We start from the raw sequence: 20,467 nt of genomic DNA, 5'->3' as shown, positions 1-20,467 counted from the left end.
GAGCCCCCCGCAGGAGTTCCCGTGTCCGTCGATGACCGCGAGGACGGCGTGCCCGCCGTGCAGGATCGGGGCGGCAGGCCCGTACGGCTCTCCAGCCGCCCGCGTACGGACCGGCCGCCCGTGCCGCACGCGGCCGTCGGGGTGGGGGCCGTCGTCCTCGGCGAGCGGGGCCTGCTGCTGGGGCGCCATCGCCACGGGACGTACGAACTGCCGGGCGGCACCGTGGAGCCCGGGGAGTCCCTGGAAGAGACCGTGGTGCGGGAACTCGCGGAGGAGACCGGGCTGCGCGCCGGGACCGAGGACGTCTCCCTGCTCGGCACGCTCGTCGACCATGTCGAGGACGTGGTGCGGATCACCGTGGGCGCGGTGGTGCACGCCTGGACGGGCACACCGTCCACCCAGCCGGACGAGCGGGTGGGCGACTGGGACTGGTATCCGCTGGACGGGCTGCCCGACGGCCTGTTCGTGTGCAGCGCGCAGATCCTCACCGCGTGGCGCCCCGGTCTGCCCGTCGACCACACCCCGGCGCACTTCACCCCGTACGCGTCCCGCGCGCCGCGCTCGCCGGACACCTCGCGCGTGCCCGGCGCCCGGACCCCGTAGCCGCCGGGCGCCGCCGCGTCCGGCTCCGGACACGGCGGCGCCGCCGCACCCTGCCCGCTCCCGCCGGGGCGGATGGGGAGGAGTGCGGCGGCGTGCGCCAGGGGTCCGGTTCCGGTCTCCGGGGCCCGGGGTTCCGGGCTCGGGGTTCGGGGGTCGGTCTCCGGGGCACGGGGTTCGGGTCCCGGGGCCGGTGCCCGGGTCAGGACTCGGTGGCCGGTCGCGGGACCAGCAGGTGGACGACACCGGCGACCACGGCGATGGCGACGCCGGTCAGGCACAGTGCGCGGGCGGTGACGTCCTGGTCGATGAGGATGCCGCCGAGGGCGGCGCCGAGCGCCTGACCGAGGTAGATGCCGGAGGAGTTGAAGGAGATGACGACGCTGGGCAGCGTCGGCACCAGCTCCGTCAGCCGGTGGTTGTTGGGCGTGGCCAGGGCCCAGCCGGCGGCGCCGTTGAGCGCCATCACGATGATCACCGGCACGATCGAGGTGCAGACCGTCAGCAGGGCGAGGGTCACCACCAGCAGGACGACGGCGTAGGTGAGGGTGCGGGTCGCGCCCAGGCGGTCGGTGAGGAAGCCGCTGCCGAAGGAGCCGAAGATGCCGCCGAAGCCCCAGGCGAGCAGTGCGGTGGCGAGGGCGGTGCCGTGGATGTGGGCGATGTCCCCGAGCACGGTCGAGGTGTACGTGTAGACCATGATGCTGGCGCCGCTGGCCAGCAGCATGAACAGGACCATGACGACGACCCGGCGGTTGGCCAGCACCGCGAACCGCTGCGCGAGCGGGATGGCCGGCGGGATCGGCAGGGCGGGCAGCACGGCCAGGACACCGAGCAGCGCCAGCGCGCCGACGGCCGCGACGAAGACGAGGCTGGCCTCCCAGGACACGTGCTGTCCGATGGCCGTGCCGACGGGGACGCCGAGGACGGTGCCCACCGTCAGGCCGCCGAGAATCACTGATAAGGCGCGGCCCCGGGCGGCCGGTCCGGCGAGCGCGGCCGCGGCGGCGGAGGCGTTGGGCGTGTACAGGGCCGCGCCCAGACCCGCGACGACCCGCGCCACCAGCAGCAGCGTCAGATTCGGTGCGACGGCGGAGGCGAGGTTGGCGAGGACGAACAGGGTGAGCGCGACCGCCAGCAGGGGCTTGCGGGGCAGCCGGCTGGTCAGCACGGCCAGGAAGGGCGCCGCCAGGCCGTAGGTCAGGGCGAAGGCGGTGATGGTCTGGCCGGCGGCGCCGGTGGAGACGTGCAGACCGTCGGCGATCTGCGGCAGGATGCCGGCCAGGACGAAGGAGTCCGTGCCCATGGCGAAGGAGCCGAGGGCGAGTACGGCGACGGGCCTTCCCCAGGACGGCGCTGCCGTGGTGGGGCTCTTCGTGCCCGTGGTGGTCGATTCGGTAGTCACACAAGAAGCGTGGCGCTTGTCGCGATGGGGGTACAGAGGGCCAATCATGCTGGTGTAATGACCACCAGGACACGCCCGGAAGGCGGATGCTTGGATGGCCGGCATGCAGCGAGAACTTCTGGCGGCGTTCCTCAGGTCCCGACGGGAAGCACTCTCCCCCGAACAGCTCGGGCTGAACCCAGGACCGCGCCGCCGCACCCCGGGGCTGCGCCGCGAGGAGGTCGCCCAGCTCTCCGGCGTCAGCCTGACCTGGTACACCTGGCTGGAGCAGGGCCGGGACATCCGGGTGAGCCGCCAGGTCCTGGAGGCGCTCGCCCAGACCCTCCAGCTCACCCCGGACGAGCGGCGGCACCTGTTCACCCTGGCGGAGACGGCGCTGCCGGTCGAGCCGCCGCGGCCCGCGACGGTCCACCCGACCCTGCGCAAGCTGGTGCAGACCCTCGACCCCAACCCGGCGCACGTCATCAACGACCGCTGGGACGTGCTGGCCGCCAACCGCGGCTACGCCTCCCTGGTGGGCGGTCTGGAACAGCTGCCGCAGGAGGAACGCAACAGCATCTGGCTGCTGTTCACCCGCCCGCAGATGCAGTCGCTCCTGGTCGACTGGCAGAACGAGGTGCGCGACATCCTCGGCCAGTTCCGCATCGCCGTCGGGCAGCACCCCGACGATCCGCGCACCGCCGCGCTGATCGACACGCTGACCCGGTCCAGCAGCCAGTTCCGCGCCCTGTGGTCCGAGCATCCGGTACGGGCGTTCCGGCCGACCATGAAGCGCTTCAGCCATCCGACGGCCGGGCGGCTGGATCTCAACTACACCAAACTGGACGTGGCGGAGGCGCCCGGCCAGCACCTGGTGGTGTTCATGCCCGCGTCCGAGGCGGACGAGCGGTCGCTGGCCCGGCTGGTCGCCGAGTCCCCGCAGGAGGCGCTGCTCTAGGACCTGTCCCCGGGGCGTGCCGGGAGCAAGGTGCTCCCGGGGGCGGTGCCGGTGACCGGCCGCCGCCGTGCCGTGGTGGCCGCGGACAGGGCCAGGGCCGCCAGTGCCTCGGGGGCGCCCGCCTGGCCGCGGGCTCCGGGGAAGGCGTTGATGTCGACGATCAGGGCGGTGCCGTCGCCGCGGTCGATGATGTCGACGCCGTAGACCTCCAGGGCGAAGACCTCGCCGACCCGGTGGGCGAGGGCGGCCCAGCCGGGCGGCAGGGCGTCAGCGGCGAGCGGCACGGTGGGGCCCCGCCCCTCGGGGGAGAGTTCGGAGCGGCGCAGGGCGGCGAAGAGGCGGCCGCCCACCACCCAGAGTTTGTGGTCCCAGCCGTTGTTGGGCGCGAAGTCCTGGACGACGACCGGTTCTCGCGGGTGCGCGGCGGCGAGCCGGGCCAGTGGTGCGGCGCCGTCGACGCGGGCCACCAGATCGTGCCGCCTGCTGTGCCGGCTCTTGATCACCACGGGCGCGGACGGCGGTGGCCCGGCGGCCAGTTCGGCGAGCGCGGCGAGGGTGCGGGTGGCCGCGAAGGGCAGTCCGGCGCGCCGGGCGTGCTCGGCCATGGCCGTGCGGTCCTGGCACAGCGCCGTCGCCGCGGCCGAGTTGACCACGGGCGCGCCGCGCCGCTCCAGCGCGCGGGCGAGACGGAGGGCGCCGGGTGTGCGCGCCTTGAGGAGGTAGACGTCGGCGAGCGGCCCGGCGGCGTCGGCCGTCTCCGGGTGCAGGACGTCCACCTGGTGTGCGGGGGTGAGCAGCGCGGTCGCGTCGGCCAGCAGGGGGTGGCCGGGGTCCGCGGTGACCAGGCCGATCCTCATGCGGTCTCGCCCACCGTGACGGGGACCTGTCCGGGCAGGTGGGGCAGCGTCACCGGCAGCGCGGGCGCGGGCGGCTCCGTCCGCTGCGCCGCGGGACCGGCGTCGGGGCCCGGGACGGCGTCGAGTCCCGGCGCGGGCGCGGGGGCCGGGGTGTCCGTGCGGGCGGCCAGTTCGAGTACGGCGCGGGCGACGCGGGACACCGCGTCGGGGACCTGGCGGAAGCTCGGGAAGTCGTTCACGTCGACGACCACGGGACCGTCGGGGCCGAGCACCACGTCCACGCCGTACAGGTCGAGGCCGTAGACGGCGCCGACGCGGGCGGCCAGCGCGGCGACCTCCGCCGAGAGGGGTACGCGGCGTTCGCGCAGGGCGTGTTCGGGGTGGAGCGGGGAGCGGCGCTCGGTCGCGTACAGCTCACCGGCGACGCTGTACACCTTGACGTCGGTGCCCGGGTTGGGCACGTACGGCTGGGCGATGAGCAGGCCCTCACCGGCCAGTTCGGGCAGGAGCGCGGCGAGCCGGTCCGGTGCGGGGACCAGGTGCACCGCCCGGCCCGAGCTGCCGTCGGCGGGCTTGACGACGAGCGGGTACTCGGACGGCGGTATCTCGGCGAGCAGTTCGGGGCGGGCCGCCGCGTACGTCCGGGGCAGCGGGAGTCCGCGGCTGCGGCCGATGGCGGCGGCGAGCGCCTTGTCGCGTACGCCGCGTATGGAGCGGGCGTCGTTGACGGTGGTCGTCCCGGCGGCCGCCGCGGCTTCGAGCAGGGTGAGTCCCGGGCCGCCGGAGACCGTCTTGAGCACCCAGGCGTCGTGGGCGCCGGTGCGCAGTTCCTCCGTCATGTCCAGCAGGGAGCCGCCCGGCCGCACCACGTCCACCTGGTGTCCCCAGGAGGTCAGCCGGCGGATCACCTCGACCGGCATGCCGTCGCGGCGGTACTGCTCCTCCACCAGAAAGCAGAGCTTCATCGATCTTCCCCGTAACCGCCGGGCGCCGGCCCTTGTCGCCGGCGCCCTGTGACGTCCTGTGGCGACACAGGATGTCATGGACCGTCAGGCGGGCGGGTGGCGGCTTCCCCGCCCGGGTGCGCGGGCGGCCGGGGAGGCCGCCGTGCCGTGGTGCGGCCGGGGCTCAGACGCGGGTCAGGGTGACGTCCTGCTGTCCGACCGCGTGGAAGCGGGGCATCAGCGGCAGCCCGCCCTGGGTGGTGAGTTCCATGACGGTGGCCTCGACGCGGGCCGCGCCCGGGTCCAGGGCGTCCGCGGGGGTGCCCGTGTTGGACCAGGTGTGCCGGGCGCCGTCGCAGACCGCGTGGGTGCCGCCGATGCCGTAGCCGGTGGGTGAGTCGTTTCTGCTGAGGGCGGAGCTGACGAAGACCGGGCCGTCGGCGCCGGTGCAGCGGTAGGTGCCGGAGAGCGTCACGGTGCCGTCGGCGGCCAGGCGGGCGGTCGGGTCGACGGTGACGGTGTCGGTGCCGGTGTCGGTGCCGTCCGCGGCCGTCGCCGCGTGCGGTGCGCTCAGGAGCAGCGCGGCGGCGGCCAGTCCGAGGGCGCCGAGCAGAGGTCGTACCGGGGTGAGGGACATCGGGTGCCTCCCGGGGCGGGTGAGCGGAACGGTGGCCTCCACTGGTACCCGGCGGCCCGGCGTTCCGCCGTGATCCTCACCCCTTCGGTGGCGAGTCCGCGCCCCTGTGGCGTCAGGCGAGGACCGCGAGACCGTCGATCTCCACCATCGCCTCCTCGTCCCACAGGCGTACGACCTGTACGACCGCCATCGCCGGGTAGTCGCGGCCCGCCAGTTCGCGCCAGAGGCGGCCCAGGGCGGGCGCGTGGGCGCGGTAGGCGGCGACGTCGGTGGCGTAGACGGTGACGCGGGCGAGGTCGGCGGGGGTGCCGCCGGCGGCGCGCAGGGCGGTGAGGAGGTTGGTCAGGGCCGTCGCGAACTGCTCGGGCAGGGTGGTGCCGGTCACCTTGCCGTCCGCGTCCAGCGCGGTCTGCCCGGCCAGGAACACCACACGGGAGCCGGTGGCGACGACGGCGTGCGAGAAGCCGGTGGGCGGGGACAGCTCGGGCGGGTTGACGCGCCGGACGGTCACGGGGCCTCCTCGGTCGTGAGCCGGGCGTAGGTCTCCTTGGCGATGATCGAGCGCTGGACCTCGCTGGCGCCCTCGTAGATCCGGGGCGCGCGCACCTCGCGGTAGAGGTGTTCGAGGAGGTGGCCGCGGCACAGGGCGCGGGCGCCGTGCAGCTGGACGGCCGCGTCGACGACGTACTGCGCGGTCTCGGTGGCGAGGAGTTTGGCCATGGCCGAGCGCCGGGGCACGTCCGGGTCCCCGGCGTCGTACGCGGTGGCCGCCGCGTACACCATCAGGCGGGCCGCCTCCGTGCGCAGGGACATCTCGGCCACCCGGTGGGCGACGGTCTGGAGGTCGCTCAGCCTGCCGCCGAAGGCGTCGCGCCGCGCGGTGTGCGCCACGGTCGCCTCCAGCGCCGCCTGCGCCATGCCGACGGCGAACGCGCCGACGCTGGGCCGGAAGAGGTTGAGGGTGCCCATCGCGACGCGGAACCCCCGGTCCGGCTCGCCGAGCACGTCGTCGCCGGTGACGGGGACGCCGTCGAAGTCGAGCGTGCCGATGGGGTGCGGGGAGAGCATCTCCAGGGCGCTGCCGGTGAGTCCGGGGCGGTCGGCCGGGACCAGGAACGCGGTCACGCCCCGGGCGCCGGCGCCGGGCGTGGTGCGGGCGAAGACGGTGTAGAGGTCGGCCTCGGGGGCGTTGGAGATCCAGCACTTGGTCCCGGTGAGCCGCCAGCGGCGGGGGCCGTCGGGGCGGGCGGCGAGGGACCCGCCGGTGCCGTCCGGGGCGGCGGTCCCGCGCTCCTCCCACCGGCCGTCCGACTCCGGTGCGGCGTCCGACTCCGGTGCGGCGCGCAGGGCCAGGGCCGCCGCGTCCGAGCCCGCGCCCGGCTCGCTCAGCGCGAACGCCGCCACCGCCTCGCCCGCCGCCACCGCGGGCAGCCAGCGGGCGCGCTGGGCCGGGGTGCCGTGGGCGTGGACCGGGTGGGCGCCCAGGCCCTGGAGGGCGAGGGCGGTCTCGGCCTCGGTGCAGCTCCGGGCGAGGGACTCGCGCATCAGGCAGAGGTCCAGCGCGCCAGAAGTGAACAGGCGTTCGAGTAAGCCGAGGCGGCCCAGCTCGGCGAGGAGCGGGCGGTTGACACGGCCCGGCTCGCCCTTCTCCGCGAGGGGCCGCAGCCGGCCGGCGGCCTGTGCGCGCAGTTCGGCACACCAGGCGATCCGGTCCGGTTCGAGCGAGAATGCGGGCATTCGCCGGTCCTCCCTCCCCCGGGGCGACCGGGGTCCACGGCCACCGTATCGCGCCCCGTTGACTGTCGTCATCAACACGATACGCTCCCTGTGCGAGCCCACCACGACAAGGGGGCGAACCGCCATGAACCCGACGGATCCCAGCTGGGACGACGCCAGGGCGGACATCGGGGAGACCGAGTCCGCCGGTGCCGGGGGCGGCCTGCGGCCGCCGGTTCCCTCGGCCCACGTCGACACCTTCGCGCGCGACCATCTGCCGCCCCCGGACCAGTGGCCGCGGCTGCGCTTCGAACTGCCGGAGCTGCGCTACCCGGACCGGCTGAACTGCGCCGCCGAACTCCTCCACCCGGCCGGCACCCCCGGCACGCACCCGGTGTTCCGCACCCCCGCGGGAGCGGTCTGGACGTACGCCGACCTGCGCGCCCACGTCGACCGCGTCGCGCGGATCCTCACCGCCGACCTCGGTGTGGTGCCCGGCAACCGGGTGCTGCTGCGCGGGCCGACCACGCCCTGGCTGGCCGCCTGCTGGCTCGCCGTCCTCAAGGCGGGCGCCGTCGCCGTCACCGTGCTCGCCCAGCAGCGGGCCCACGAACTGCGCACGATCTGCGAGATCGCCCGGGTCCGGCACGCGCTGTGCGACGTACGGGCCGTCGACGACCTGGTCAAGGCGGAGGTCCCCGGGCTCTCGATCACCGCGTACGGCGGGGACGCGCCCGACGACCTGCTGCGCCGCGCCGTGTCCGAGGTGCCCTTCCGGGCGGTGGACACCGCCGCCGACGACGTGGCGCTCATCGCCTTCACCTCCGGCACGACCGGGCGGCCCAAGGGCTGTGTGCACTTCCACCGGGACGTCCTGGCCATCGCGGACACCTTCTCCCGGCATGTGCTCAGGCCGCGCGCGGACGACGTGTTCGCGGGCAGCCCCCCGCTCGGGTTCACCTTCGGCCTCGGCGGTCTGGTGGTCTTCCCGCTGCGGGCGGGCGCCAGCGCCCTGCTGCTCGAACAGGGCCGTCCCGAGCAGTTGCTCGCGGCCGTCACCGAGCACCGGGTGTCCGTGCTGTTCACCGCCCCCACCGCCTACCGCACGATGCTCGACCGGCTCGGCACCCAGGACCTCTCCTCGCTGCGCCGCTGCGTGTCGGCGGGCGAGAACCTGCCCGCGGCCACCTGGCACGCCTGGCACGAGCACACCGGCCTGCGCATCATCAACGGCATCGGCGCCACCGAGCTGCTGCACATCTTCGTCTCGGCCGCCGACGACGACATCAGACCCGGCGCGACCGGACTGCCCGTACCGGGGTGGCACGCGCGCGTGCAGGACGAGTACGGCCGGCCGGTGCCCGACGGGGAGCCGGGACTGCTCGCCGTCCAGGGGCCCGTCGGCTGCCGCTATCTGGCGGACCCGCGGCAGCACGCGTACGTGCGCGACGGCTGGAACCTCACCGGGGACACCTATGTCCGCGACTCCGACGGGTACTTCCGCTACGTCGCCCGCGCCGACGACATGATCATCTCGGCCGGGTACAACATCGCCGGGCCGGAGGTCGAGGACGCCCTGCTGCGCCACCCGGACGTGGTCGAGGCGGCGGTCGTGGGACGGCCCGACGACGCGCGTGGCGAGGTCGTGGTGGCCTACGCCGTGCTGCGGCGGGGGGCGCCCCGGGACGCGGAGGCGCTGCGCGCCTTCGTCAAGTCCGAGCTGGCGCCGTACAAGTGCCCGCGCGAGATCGTGTTCCTGGACGCGCTGCCGCGCACGGCCACCGGCAAGCTCCAGCGCTTCCGGCTGCGCACGGCCACCGGCGGGGCCGCGGACGCCGACCCGGACGCCGGTGACCAGCGGTGACAGCCACGACCTAAAATGATCAACGTGTCCGAGCAGCCCGTACCGCATGCCCCGAGGTCCCTCATCGTCACGCTCTACGGGGCGTACGGCCGCTTCGCGCCCGGCCCGGTGCCGGTCGCCGAACTGATCCGGCTGCTGGCCGCTGTCGGGGTGGACGCGCCGTCCGTGCGCTCCTCGGTGTCCCGGCTCAAGCGCCGCGGGCTGCTGCTCCCCGCGCGCACCGCGCAGGGCGCGGCGGGCTACGAACTCTCGCCACAGGCAAGGCAGTTGCTGGAGGACGGCGACCGCCGCGTGTACGCCGACGCGCCGCCGGACGACGCGGGCTGGGTGCTGGCGGTGTTCTCCGTACCGGAGTCGGAGCGGCAGAAGCGCCATGTGCTGCGCTCGCGGCTGGCCGGGCTCGGCTTCGGCACGGCGGCGCCGGGCGTGTGGATCGCCCCGGCCCGGCTGCACGAGGAGACCCGGCACACGCTGCGGCGGCTGCGGCTGGACGCGTACGTGGACTTCTTCCGCGGCGAGCACCTGGGGTTCGCACCGACCGCCGAGGCGGTGGGCCGCTGGTGGGACCTGGCGGCGATCGCCGCGGAGCACGAGGCGTTCCTGGACCGGCACGCGGGCGTGCTGCGGGCGTGGGAGCGGCGGGCGGACACCCCGCCCGAGGAGGCGTACCGCGACTACCTCCTCGCCCTGGACTCCTGGCGCCATCTGCCCTACACCGACCCGGGTCTGCCGGCCCGGCTGCTCCCGGCCGGCTGGCCCGGCGCCCGCTCGGCCGCCGTCTTCCGGGCTCTGCACGAGCGGCTGCGGGACGCGGGCGCCGAGTTCGCCGATCTGGCCTGAGGACGGGCCTCGTCAACCGCCCGGCCTGATGCGTGACTTGGGGTCGTCCGCGCGGCCGGTGCGCGGGGGTCTGCTGCCCGCGCGGTAGGGGGCGGGCCAGACGGCGCCGGGGCCCTGGTAGCCCTGTTCGGCGGCGGCGTGCAGGGTCCAGTGCGGGTCGTACAGATGCGGGCGGGCCAGCGCGCACAGGTCCGTGCGCCCGGCCAGGATCAGGGAGTTGACGTCGTCCCAGGAGGAGATCGCGCCGACCGCGATCACCGGGACCTTCGCCTCGTTGCGGATGCGGTCGGCGAAGGGCGTCTGGTACGACCGCCCGAACTCGGGCCGCTCGTCGGCGACCACCTGTCCGGTGGAGACGTCGACGGCGTCGGCGCCGTGCGCGGCGAAGGCGCGGGCGATGGCCACGGCGTCCTCGGCCCCGGTGCCGCCCTCGGCCCAGTCGGTGGCGGAGACGCGTACGGTCATGGGCCGCTCCTCGGGCCACACCGCGCGCACCGCGTCGAAGACCTCCAGCGGGAAGCGCAGCCGTTTGTCCAGGGAGCCGCCGTAGGCGTCGGTGCGGTGGTTGGTCAGCGGTGAGAGGAAGCCGGAGAGCAGATAGCCGTGGGCGCAGTGCAGTTCGAGCAGGTCGAAGCCGGCCCGCGCGGCGCGCCAGGCGGCGGAGGTGAACTGCTCGCGGACATCGGTGAGCTGGGCCCGGGTGAGCTGCCGGGGGACCTGGCTCCGGGGCGTGTACGGCAGCGGGGAGGCGGCCACCAGCGGCCAGTTGCCCTCGGGCAGCGGCTCGTCCATGCCCTCCCACATCAGCCGGGTCGAGCCCTTGCGTCCGCTGTGGCCGAGCTGGACGCCGATCGCGGTGCCGGGCGCCTGCCGGTGCACGAAGTCGGTGATCCGCCGCCAGGACTCGGTCTGCCGTCCGGTCCACAGGCCGGCGCAGCCGGGGGTGATCCGCCCCTCGGGGCTTACGCACACCATCTCGGTCATCACCAGGCCCGCGCCGCCCAGGGCGCGGGCGCCCAGGTGCACCAGGTGGAAGTCGCCGGGCACGCCGTCGACCGCGGAGTACATGTCCATCGGCGAGACGACGACCCGGTTGCGCAGGGTCAGCCCGCGCAGCCGGAACGGGGTGAACATCGGGGGTGTGCCGGGCGGGCAGCCGAACTCGCGCTCCACGGACTCGGTGAAGGCGGCGTCGCGCAGCCGGAGGTTGCCGTGGGTGACGCGGCGGCTGCGGGTGAGCAGGTTGAAGGCGAACTGGCGGGGCGGCCGGTCGAGGTACAGGGCGAGGTTCTCGAACCACTCCAGGCTGGCCCGCGCGGCGCGCTGGGTGGAGGCGACGACCGGGGCGCGCTCCTGCTCGTAGGCCGTCAACGCCTGTTCGAGCGTGAGTTGTCCGGTGAGGCAGGCAGTGAGGGAGAGGGCGTCCTCGACGGCGAGTTTGGTGCCGGAGCCGATGGAGAAGTGGGCGGTGTGCGCGGCGTCGCCGAGCAGCACCAGATTGCCGTGCGACCAGCGCTCGTTGACCACCGTGCGGAAGGTGGTCCAGGCCGAGTCGCGCGAGCGCAGCGGGCGTCCGCCGAGCGCTTCGGCGAAGATCTTGGCGCAGCGCTCGACGGAGCCCTGCTCGTCCAGGGCGTCGAACCCGGCGGCCCGCCACACCTCTTCGCGCATCTCGACGATCACGGTGGACGCGTCCGCCGCGTAGGGGTAGCCGTGCAGCTGCATCACACCGTGCTCGGTCTCGGCGATCTCGAAGCGGAACGCGTCGAAGGCGAAGTCGGCGGCGAGCCAGATGTAGCGGCAGCGGTGGCCGGTGATCCGGGGCCGGAACACGTCGGCGTGGGCGGTGCGGACGGCGCTGTGCACCCCGTCGGCGGCGACGACGAGGTCGTACTCGCGCGTCAGCCGGCCGGTGTCCGGGGCCGGGGTGCGGAAGCGCAGGTCGACGCCGAGTTCGCGGCAGCGTTCGTGCAGGATCCGCAGCAGGCGGTGCCGGCCGAGCGCGGCGAAGCCGTGGCCGCCGGAGGTGTGCCGGGTGCCCCGGTGGACGATGTCGATGGCGTCCCAGCGGACGAACTCCCGCTGGAGCGAGCGGTGGACGGCCGGGTCGGCGTGTTCGATGCCGCCGAGGGTCTCGTCGGAGAGCACGACGCCGAAGCCGAAGGTGTCGTCGGGGGCGTTGCGCTCCCAGAGGGTGATCTCGCGGGCCGGATCGAGCCGTTTCAGCAGGGCCGCCGTACAGAGCCCGCCGGGTCCGCCGCCGATGACGGCGACCCGCCTCGCAGCGGTCATCGCCCGCTCACCTCCCCTGCCACTTCGGCGGGCGCTTCTCGGTGAAGGCGGCGTGGAACTCGGCGTAGTCCGCGCCGTTCATCAGCAGGGCCTGGGTGGCGGCGTCCAGCTCCACGGCGGCCGACAGCGGCATGTCCAGTTCGGCCGTGAGCAGGGCCTTGGTCTGGGCGTGGGCGAGGGCGGGGCCGTCGGCGAGCCGGCGGGCCAGGGCACCGGCCGCCTCGTCGGCACGCCCTTCCTCGGTCAACTCGCTGATCAGGCCGATGCGTTCGGCCTCGGGGGCGCGGACCGGCCCGCCGAGCATCAGCAGCCGGGTGGCGTGGCCGAGGCCGACCACGCGGGGCAGCAGATAGGCGGCGCCCATGTCGCCGCCGGACAGGCCGACGCGGGTGAACAGGAAGGCGAAGCGGGCGCTGGGGTCGGCGACGCGGAAGTCGGCGGCCAGCGCCAGCACGGCCCCGGCGCCCGCCGCGACACCGTGCACGGCCGCGACCACCGGGAACGGGCATTCGCGCACGGCGCGGACCACCTGGCCGGTCATCCGGTTGAAGTCGAGCAGTTCGGCGGTGTCCATGGCCAGGGTGGCGCCGATGATCTCGTCGACGTCGCCGCCCGAGCAGAAGCCGCGCCCCTCCCCGGCCAGCACCAGGGCGCGCACGGCCCGCTCCCGGGACAGCTCGGCGAGCAGGTCGCGCAGGTCGGCGTAGGCGCCGAAGGTGAGGGCGTTGAGCTTGTCGGGGCGGGCCAGGGTGACCGTGGCGACGCCGTCGTCCAGCACCACGCGCAGATGGCGCCACGCGGAGGTGCGGGCGGCGGAACCGGTGAAGGGACTCATGACGTACGGCCTCCTCGGCGGCTGTCCGTTTCGTCCAGGGCGTCCGGGTCGTCCGGCGCCGGTGGTGCCGCGCCCGGCGCTCGCTCCGAAGCTATCACTCATCCGTGACTGTCGTCACGAGGGCGCGATAGAGCCTGTGACAATGTGGCCGCCGTCCGGGGCTTCGTCACAGCTCCTCGATGGGGCGGTAACGGCGGGAGGGCGCCGGGCGGGAGAGGCGTTCCCAGGGGTAGTGCCCTCCGTGCCGGGGCCCGGATCCCGGCACGGAGGGCACCGAGAGCCGCCGCCGACGGCCCCCGTACCATTCCCTCGTCGAGAGCAGGACAGCCTGATGGTGACCACCGGTGCGGCCTGCGTCATGAACGGACACACGTTGCACGAGCCCCCCGCCTCCGCCTGGCGCATCGCGCTGCCGCACTCGGCCGCCGCCGTCCCGGTGGCCCGCGCCCTGGTCCGTACGGCGCTGGCCGAACGGGAGCACACGGCCGACAGCGACACCGCGGAGCTGCTCACGGCCGAACTGGTCGCCAACGCCGTTGAGCACACCGCGGGCGGCGGCCCGATAGAGCTGCTGCTGGAGCTGGAGCCGGGCGGCTGCCGGGTGGAGGTGCGCGACCCGGATCCGGCGCCGCCGGGCGCCCTGACCCGGCCCGGTCTCGCCCCGCCCGATCCGTGGCGGGAGGACGGGCGCGGTCTGCTGCTGATCCGGGCGCTCAGCTCGTCCTGCGGGCACCGGCCGACCGCGTCGGGCAAGGCGGTGTGGTTCCGGCTGGCCGCGCCGCCCCGGGAGCCGCGCCCCGCGTGAGCGGCGCCGGGGAGACCAGAGAGACCGGGGGGACCGGCCGGGCGGGGGTCAGCCGCGCGCCAGGGTGGCGACCAGGACCGCCTTGATGGTGTGCAGGCGGTTCTCGGCCTCGTCGAAGACGACCGAGTGCGCCGACTCGAAGACCTCGTCGGTGACCTCCAGCGAGCGCAGCCCGTACCGCTCGTGGATCTCCCGGCCGACCGCGGTGCCGAGGTCGTGGAAGGCGGGCAGGCAGTGCAGGAACTTCACGTCCGGCTCGCCGGTGGCGCGCAGCACGTCCATGGTCACCGCGTACGGGCCCAGCGCCTCGATGCGCTCGGCCCAGACGTCCTTGGGCTCGCCCATGGAGACCCAGACGTCGGTGGCGACGAAGCCGGCGCCGCGCACGCCCTCCTCCACGGACTCGGTGAGGGTGATCCGGGCCCCGCTGGCGGCGGCCAGCTCGCGCGCCCGGTCGACGACGTCCTGAGCGGGCCAGTACGTCTTGGGGGCGACGAGCCGGACGTCCATGCCGAGCAGGGCGCCGGTGACCAGATAGGAGTTGCCCATGTTGAAGCGGGCGTCGCCGAGGTAGGCGAAGGCGGTCTCGGTGAGCGGCCGGGCACTGTGCTCGGTCATGGTGAGCACGTCGGCGAGCATCTGGGTGGGGTGCCAGTCGTCGGTGAGCCCGTTGTAGACGGGCACACCGGCGTGCGCGGCCAGTTCCTCGACGGCCGCCTGGCTGTCCCCGCGGAACTCGATCGCGTCGAACATCCGGCCGAGCACCCGGGCGGTGTCCTTCAGGGACTCCTTGTGCCCGATCTGCGACCCGGACGAGTCGAGATACGTGGTCGAGGCGCCCTGGTCGGCGGCGGCGACCTCGAACGCGCAGCGGGTGCGGGTCGAGGTCTTCTCGAAGATCAGCGCGATGTTCCGCCCGGTGAGGTGGCGCGTCTCCGTCCCGGCCTTCTTGGCCGCCTTCAGCTCGGCGGCCAGCTCGATCAGACCGCGGAACTCCTCCCCGGTGAGGTCCAGCTCCTTGAGGAAGTGGCGGCCGGCGAGGGCGGTCGGGACTGTCGCCATGGGGGCGCTCCAACAGATGAGGGACAGGGACTGTTGGAATTCTATACGAGGCTCAGAATTTCTATGCGACGGGATCCCGCTCCACGGGGCAGCTCATGCAGCGCGGCCCGCCCCGGCCCCGCCCCAGCTCGCTGCCGGGGATCTCGATCACCTCGATCCCCTGTTTGCGCAGATGGGTGTTGGTGGTGGCGTTGCGCTCGTAGGCGACGACCACGCCCGGCTCCACCGCGAGCACGTTGCAGCCGTCGTCCCACTGCTCGCGCTCGGCCGCGTGCACGTCCTGGGTGGCGGTCAGCACCCGGATCCCGTCCAGTCCGAGCGCGGCGGCGATCGCCCGGTGCATGTGCTCGGGCGGATGGTCGGTGACCTTCAGCTCCTTGTCGCCCACGCCCGGCTCGATGGTGTACGAGCGGAGCATGCCGAGCCCGGCGTACTGGGTGAAGGTGTCCGCGCCGATCATGGTCATCACCGTGTCCAGGTGCATGAACGCGCGCCGCTTGGGCATGTCGAGCGCCACGATGGTGCGCGCCGAACCGGCGGCGAACAGCTTGTGCGCCAGCATCTCCACGGCCTGCGGGGTGGTCCGCTCGCTCATCCCGATGAGCACCGCGCCGTTGCCGATGACCAGCACGTCCCCGCCCTCGATGGTGGACGGGTAGTCGGCCTGTCCCTGCGACCACAGGTGGAACGCCTCGTCGGCGAAGAGCGGGTGGTGGCGGTAGATCGCCTCGAAGTGCACGGTCTCGCGCTGCCGGGCGGGCAGCCGCATGGCGTTGATGGAGACGCCGTCGTAGATCCAGGCGGAGGTGTCGCGGGTGAAGAGGTGGTTGGGCAGCGGATCGAGGAGGAAGTCGTCCAGGTCCATGACGTGGAACCGCACGGAGGCGGGCTCGGCGTGCCCGGCCAGGAACTCCCTCTTGGTCATGCCGCCGACCAGCGCCTCGGCCAGTTCCCGCGCGTCCAGCGTCTCGAACGCGGCCCGCAGGTGGTCGGTGGCGAGCGGGCCGTACTCCTTCTCGTCGAAGACGCGGTCCAGGACCAGCGACCGGGCCGGGGCGATCGCCATCGTCTCGGTCAGCAGCTCGCCGAAGAGGTGCACGGCGACCCCGCGGTCGCGCAGCACGTCGGCGAACCCGTCGTGCTCGGCGCGCGCCCGGCGCACCCACAGCACGTCGTCGAAGAGAAGGGCGTCCTTGTTGCTGGGCGTGAGCCTCTTGAGCTCCAGGTCCGGGCGGTGCAGGATGACGCGGCGCAGCCGCCCGGCCTCGGAGTCGACATGGAATCCCATGCCTCCATCCTGACCACTGCCGGGCGGCTTCACCCCCCTGCTCCGCCGATTCCGCCGCACTCCCCGGTTCGGGCCGCGTGTGCGCGGCCCGGTCCCGGCCGGGTCCGGTCAGAGCCGGGGGTCCACCGGCTCCGACTCCAGGGCGAGCACCGCGAACACCGCCTCGTGCACCCGCCACAGCGGTTCACCGTCCGCCAGCCGGTCCAGGGCCTCGAGACCGAGGGCGTACTCGCGGATCGCCAGCGAGCGCTTGTGGTGGAGGAAGCGCTGCCGCAGCCTGGCGAGGTTGTCCGGGCGGGTGTACTCGGGGCCGTAGATGATCCGCAGGTACTCCCGGCCGCGGCACTTGACGCCCGGCTGGACCAGCCGGCCCTCCGGGGTGCGCACCAGCGCGCCGAGCGGCTTGACGACCATGCCCTCGCCGCCGCGTCCGGTCATCTCCAGCCACCAGTCGACTCCGGCGCGCACCGACTCGGGGTCGGCGGTGTCGACGTACAGGCGGCGGGTGACCTGGAGCAGCCCGCTGGTGTCGTGCTCCACGAGCCGGTCCACCAGCGCGAGCTGCTCGTCGTGCGGCAGCGCGGCCAGGCTGCGGCCCCGCACGGCCAGGAGCTGGAACGGCGCCAGGCGGACGCCCTCCAGACCCTCGGTGGGCCAGCAGTAGCGGCGGTAGGCGGCGGTGAACGCGGCGGCGTCCTCGGCCCGCCCGCGCTGGCGCTCCAGCAGACCGGCGACGTCGACGCCCCGGGCCGCGGCGCCCTCCAGCGCGGCCAGCGCCCCGGGGAAGGCGGCACCGGCGGCCGCGCCGACCGCCGCGTACTGCGAGCGCAGCAGACCGGACGCCTTCAGCGACCACGGCATCAGCTCGGCGTCCAGGAGCAGCCAGTCGGTGTCCAGCTCGCTCCACAGCCCGGCGTCGCCGGCCGCCGTGCGCAGCCGGCCGAGGATCTCCTCGGTGACCGCCGGGTCGTCGAAGAACGGTCGGCCGGTACGGGTGTAGAGGGCGCCCGTGGGGCCGTCCACGCCGAAGCGCTCGCGTGCCGCGCCGGCGTCCCGGCACACCAGGGCCACCGCCCGCGAGCCCATGTGCTTCTCCTCGCACACCACCCGCGCCACGCCGTCCTCCCGGTACTGGGCGAACGCCTCGGCCGGGTGCTCCAGGTAGCCGTCCTCGCGCGAGGTGGCGGTCGGCGCCATGGTGGGCGGCAGGTAGGGCAGCAGCCGCGGGTCGACGGCGAAGCGGCTCATCACCTCCAGGGCCGCCGCCGCGTTCTCCTCGCGGACGGCCACCCGGCCGGTGTGCCGGGTCTCCACGCCACGCCGGCCCTGCACGTCGCCGAGGTCCAGCGGACGCCCGTCGTGCCCGCCGGGCGCCTCGGAGCGCAGCGGTCTGACCGGCTCGTACCAGACCCGCTCGGCCGGTACGTCGACCAGCTCGCGCTCCGGCCAGCGCAGCGCGGTCAGCCTGCCGCCGAACACGGCGCCGGTGTCCAGGCACAGGGTGTTGTTGAGCCAGGTGGCCTCCGGGACGGGGGTGTGGCCGTAGACGACGGCCGCCGAGCCACGGTAGTCCTCCGCCCACGGGTAGCGCACCGGCAGGCCGAACTCGTCGGTCTCGCCGGTGGTCTCGCCGTACAGGGCGTGCGAGCGGACCCGGCCGGAGGTGCGGCCGTGGTACTTCTCGGGCAGCCCGGCGTGGCAGACCACCAGCCGGCCGCCGTCGAGCACGTAGTGGCTGACCAGGCCGTCGATGAACTCCCGTACCTCCGCGCGGAACTCCTCGCTCTCCCGCTCCATCTGCGCGACCGTCTCGGCCAGTCCGTGGGTGTGCTGGACGGTGCGGCCCTTGAGGTGGCGGCCGAACTTGTTCTCGTGGTTGCCCGGGACGCACAGCGCGGTGCCGGACTTCACCATGCCCATCACGCGGCGCAGCACGGCGGGCGAGTCGGGGCCGCGGTCGACGAGGTCGCCGACGAAGACCGCGGTGCGGCCCTCGGGGTGGACGCCGTCGGTGTAGCCCAGCTTGCCGAGCAGGGCCTCCAGTTCGGCGGCGCAGCCGTGCACGTCACCGATGATGTCGAAGGGGCCGGTGAGGTGGGTGAGGTCGTTGAAGCGCTTCTCGGTGACGACGGTGGCGTGCTCGGCCTCCTCCTCGCCGCGCAGCACGTGCACCTTGCGGAAGCCCTCGCGCTCCAGGTGGCGCAGCGAGCGGCGCAGTTCGCGGATGTGCCGCTGGACGACCCGGCGGGGCAGCCCGGCCCGGTCGGCGCGGGCCGCGTTGCGCGCGGCGCAGACCTCCTCGGGCAGGTCCAGGACGATGGCGATCGGCAGCACGTCGTGCCGCCTGGCCAGGTCGATCAGCTGCCGCCGGGCGTCCTGCTGCACGCTGGTGGCGTCGACGACGGTCCGGCGGCCCGCTGCGAGCCGCTTGCCCGCGATGTAGTGCAGGACGTCGAAGGCGTCGCGGCTGGCGCTCTGGTCGTTCTCGTCGTCGCTGACCAGGCCCCGGCAGAAGTCCGAGGAGAGGACCTCGGTGGGCTTGAAGTGGCGGCGCGCGAAGGTGGACTTGCCCGAGCCGGTGGCGCCGACGAGGACGACGAGGGAGAGGTCGGTGACGGGCAGCACGCGTCCCCGCGTGGTGCCGCTGGTCTCGTTCTCGTGCTCGTTCTCCGGTGTGCCGGTCATGCCGCCTTCGCCTCCTTCTCGTCGGTCTTCTCGTGCCGCTCGTGCTGCTCGTGCTGCTCGCGGGTCCCGCGGGGCTCGTGGGGCCGCTCGCCGGACGCGAGGGTGAACACGGCCATCTGGGTGGGCGGGCCCACCTCGGGGTCGTCGGGGCCGACGGGCCGGAACCCGACGGTGTAGCCGTGCCGGGCCGCGACCTCCCCCGCCCAGGTGCGGAACTGCTCCCGGGTCCACTCGAAGCGGTGGTCGCCGTGCCGGACGTGCCCGGCGGGCAGCGTCTCCCAGCGGACGTTGTACTCGACGTTCGGCGTGGTGACCAGGACCGTACGGGGCCGGGCGGCGCCGAACACCGCGTACTCCAGGGCGGGCAGCCGGGGCAGGTCGAGGTGTTCGACCACCTCGCTGAGCACGGCCGCGTCGTACCCCTTGAGCTGCTTGTCGGTGTAGACGAGCGAGCCCTGCCGGAGCGTGACGCGCGCGGCCTGCCGCTCCCCCATCCGGTCCAGCCTGAGGCGCCGGGCGGCGATGGTGAGCGCCCGCACCGACACATCGACGCCGACGATCTCGGTGTAGCGGACGTCCTTGAGCAGCGCCTGCACCAACTGGCCCTGGCCGCAGCCGAGGTCGAGCACCCGGGCGGCGCCCGCCGCGGCCAGCTCGGCGAGGATCGCCTCGCGCCGCTGGACGGCGAGCGGGACGGACCGCTCCCCGGTACCGGCTCCGGTCTCCGTGTCGGCGCCCGGCCCGCCGTCGGCGCCGGTCCCGGGACCGGCTTCGGTCCCGTCGCCCACTCCGGTGCCGGTGCCGGTGTCGGTAGGGGGCTCGGTGTCGGTGTCGGCCGCCACCGCGTTGTCGATCTCCTCGACGGCGCTGTCGTCCGACTCGGCCAGCCGCGCCAGTTCCAGCCGCTCCCTGGCCTGCCGGGTCAGCGACCAGCGGCGGCTGAGGTAGCGGCTGGTGATCAGGTGCTGCTCCGGGTGCGCGGGCAGCCAGCCCTCGCCCGCCCGCAGCAGCTTGTCGACCTCGTCGGGGGCGACCCAGTAGTGCTTGGCGTCGTCGAGGACGGGCAGCAGCACATACAGGTGGCGCAGGGCCTCGGCGAGGGTGACGGTGTCCGACTCCAGCACCAGGCGCACATAGCGGGAGTCGCCCCACTGCGGGAACCGGGTGTCCAGCGGTACGGCGTCGGCCGTCACCGTCCAGCCGAGCGGGGCGAACAGCCGCTGCACCAGGGCCGCTCCGCCGCGCGCGGGCAGGGCCGGTATCTCGATGCGCAACGGGCGTGGCTGTCCCGGCAGTTCGGGCCGGGCGCGGCACACACCGCGCAGCGCGCTGGAGAACACCGCGCTCAGCGCCACGGCGAGCAGCGAGGAGGCCGCGTAGGGGCGGTCGTTGACGTACTGCGCGAGCGCGGCGTCGGGTGCGCCGCCGCGGCCGCCCCTGCCCTTGCTCCGCCGCACCAGCGCCACCGCGTCGACCTCCAGCAGCAGCGCCGCCGTGCAGCGTTCGTCGTCCGCCTCGGGGTAGAGGACGTGCGCGGTGCCGAAGGAGGTGGAGAACGCCTGCGCCTTGCCGGGATGCTTGTGCAGCAGATGGCCCAGGTCGGTGGCGGGGCGTTCGGGTGTGCCGGTGGTGCTGACGGTCAGGAACATGGCGGTGGCCTCTCCGGCCGGTCGGGTGGATGGGTGCCGGGCGTGCGCGGG

Annotated in this window: 16 protein-coding genes and 1 pseudogene; 5 read left to right on the top strand and 12 right to left on the bottom strand. The window is 74.4% G+C overall.

Annotated elements, in window-relative coordinates; genetic code table 11:
• Positions 1-66 precede the first annotated feature (66 nt).
• Positions 67-603, top strand: a pseudogene (locus A8713_RS25005) (nucleotide triphosphate diphosphatase NUDT15); the annotation flags it as partial.
• A gap of 199 nt (positions 604-802) precedes the next feature.
• Here the strand turns inward: A8713_RS25005 and A8713_RS25000 are convergent.
• Complete coding sequence (locus tag A8713_RS25000) at positions 803-2,005, bottom strand: MFS transporter (protein WP_079159122.1); 1,203 nt, start codon at positions 2,003-2,005, stop codon at positions 803-805.
• 103 nt (positions 2,006-2,108) lie between these two features.
• Here A8713_RS25000 and A8713_RS24995 point away from each other — a divergent pair, with 103 nt between their 5' ends.
• Positions 2,109-2,942 (top strand): helix-turn-helix transcriptional regulator, encoded by an 834-nt coding sequence (locus A8713_RS24995; RefSeq protein ID WP_237305451.1) that lies wholly within the window; start codon positions 2,109-2,111, stop codon positions 2,940-2,942.
• Here the strand turns inward: A8713_RS24995 and A8713_RS24990 are convergent.
• From A8713_RS24990 to A8713_RS24970, 5 genes are all read right to left on the bottom strand, one after another.
• Positions 2,939-3,799 (bottom strand): ATP-grasp domain-containing protein, encoded by an 861-nt coding sequence (locus A8713_RS24990; protein ID WP_064535800.1) that lies wholly within the window; start codon positions 3,797-3,799, stop codon positions 2,939-2,941. The genes A8713_RS24995 and A8713_RS24990 overlap by 4 nt on opposite strands.
• A complete protein-coding gene (locus tag A8713_RS24985) occupies positions 3,796-4,764 on the bottom strand; it encodes an ATP-grasp domain-containing protein (RefSeq protein ID WP_064535799.1) in 969 nt (322 codons plus the stop codon). The genes A8713_RS24990 and A8713_RS24985 overlap by 4 nt, the downstream gene beginning before the upstream one ends.
• A 163-nt stretch (positions 4,765-4,927) precedes the next feature.
• Positions 4,928-5,380 carry a DUF6299 family protein gene (locus tag A8713_RS24980; RefSeq protein ID WP_064535798.1) on the bottom strand — a complete coding sequence of 151 codons (453 nt, stop codon included), beginning with the start codon at positions 5,378-5,380 and terminating at the stop codon, positions 4,928-4,930.
• Positions 5,381-5,492: 112 nt separating this feature from the next.
• Entirely contained in the window at positions 5,493-5,891 is a 399-nt protein-coding gene (locus A8713_RS24975; RefSeq protein WP_037889271.1) for a RidA family protein, read from the bottom strand.
• Positions 5,888-7,117 (bottom strand): acyl-CoA dehydrogenase family protein, encoded by a 1,230-nt coding sequence (locus A8713_RS24970; RefSeq protein ID WP_064535797.1) that lies wholly within the window; start codon positions 7,115-7,117, stop codon positions 5,888-5,890. Before A8713_RS24970 ends, A8713_RS24975 begins: the two co-directional genes overlap by 4 nt.
• A gap of 124 nt (positions 7,118-7,241) precedes the next feature.
• On the opposite strand from A8713_RS24970, the gene A8713_RS24965 reads away from it, so the two are divergent.
• Both A8713_RS24965 and A8713_RS24960 read left to right on the top strand, forming a co-directional pair.
• The gene (locus A8713_RS24965; protein ID WP_237305450.1) at positions 7,242-8,960 is read left to right on the top strand and encodes an AMP-binding protein; all 1,719 of its coding nucleotides are present in this window, start codon (positions 7,242-7,244) and stop codon (positions 8,958-8,960) included.
• Between the two features lie 15 nt (positions 8,961-8,975).
• Positions 8,976-9,800 (top strand): PaaX family transcriptional regulator, encoded by an 825-nt coding sequence (locus A8713_RS24960; RefSeq protein WP_064535796.1) that lies wholly within the window; start codon positions 8,976-8,978, stop codon positions 9,798-9,800.
• Between the two features lie 12 nt (positions 9,801-9,812).
• On the opposite strand, the gene A8713_RS24955 is transcribed toward A8713_RS24960, so the two are convergent.
• On the bottom strand, positions 9,813-12,092 hold the full coding sequence (locus A8713_RS24955; RefSeq protein WP_064535795.1) for a bifunctional salicylyl-CoA 5-hydroxylase/oxidoreductase: 2,280 nt from the start codon (positions 12,090-12,092) through the stop codon (positions 9,813-9,815).
• 7 nt (positions 12,093-12,099) lie between these two features.
• Positions 12,100-12,927, bottom strand: coding sequence for an enoyl-CoA hydratase family protein (locus A8713_RS24950; RefSeq protein WP_064535794.1), 828 nt, complete (start codon positions 12,925-12,927; stop codon positions 12,100-12,102).
• 331 nt (positions 12,928-13,258) lie between these two features.
• Here A8713_RS24950 and A8713_RS24945 point away from each other — a divergent pair, with 331 nt between their 5' ends.
• On the top strand, positions 13,259-13,732 hold the full coding sequence (locus tag A8713_RS24945) for an ATP-binding protein (RefSeq protein WP_237305449.1): 474 nt from the start codon (positions 13,259-13,261) through the stop codon (positions 13,730-13,732).
• A 48-nt stretch (positions 13,733-13,780) separates the two neighbouring features.
• On the opposite strand, the gene argF is transcribed toward A8713_RS24945, so the two are convergent.
• From argF to A8713_RS24925, 4 genes are all read right to left on the bottom strand, one after another.
• A complete protein-coding gene (argF, locus tag A8713_RS24940; RefSeq protein WP_064535793.1) occupies positions 13,781-14,794 on the bottom strand; it encodes an ornithine carbamoyltransferase in 1,014 nt (337 codons plus the stop codon).
• A 61-nt stretch (positions 14,795-14,855) separates the two neighbouring features.
• The gene (locus A8713_RS24935) at positions 14,856-16,082 is read right to left on the bottom strand and encodes an arginine deiminase (protein ID WP_064535792.1); all 1,227 of its coding nucleotides are present in this window, start codon (positions 16,080-16,082) and stop codon (positions 14,856-14,858) included.
• 108 nt (positions 16,083-16,190) lie between these two features.
• Positions 16,191-18,767, bottom strand: a complete 2,577-nt coding sequence (locus A8713_RS24930; RefSeq protein ID WP_064535791.1) for a polynucleotide kinase-phosphatase — start codon at positions 18,765-18,767, stop codon at positions 16,191-16,193.
• On the bottom strand, positions 18,764-20,416 hold the full coding sequence (locus tag A8713_RS24925; RefSeq protein WP_064535790.1) for a 3' terminal RNA ribose 2'-O-methyltransferase Hen1: 1,653 nt from the start codon (positions 20,414-20,416) through the stop codon (positions 18,764-18,766). The genes A8713_RS24930 and A8713_RS24925 overlap by 4 nt, the downstream gene beginning before the upstream one ends.
• Between the last annotated feature and the right edge of the window lie 51 nt (positions 20,417-20,467).

Origin of the sequence: Streptomyces sp. SAT1, from assembly GCF_001654495.1 — a bacterium.
Classification (GTDB): Bacteria; Actinomycetota; Actinomycetes; order Streptomycetales; family Streptomycetaceae; genus Streptomyces; species Streptomyces andamanensis.
This window is presented reverse-complemented; position numbering and strand designations above follow the sequence as displayed.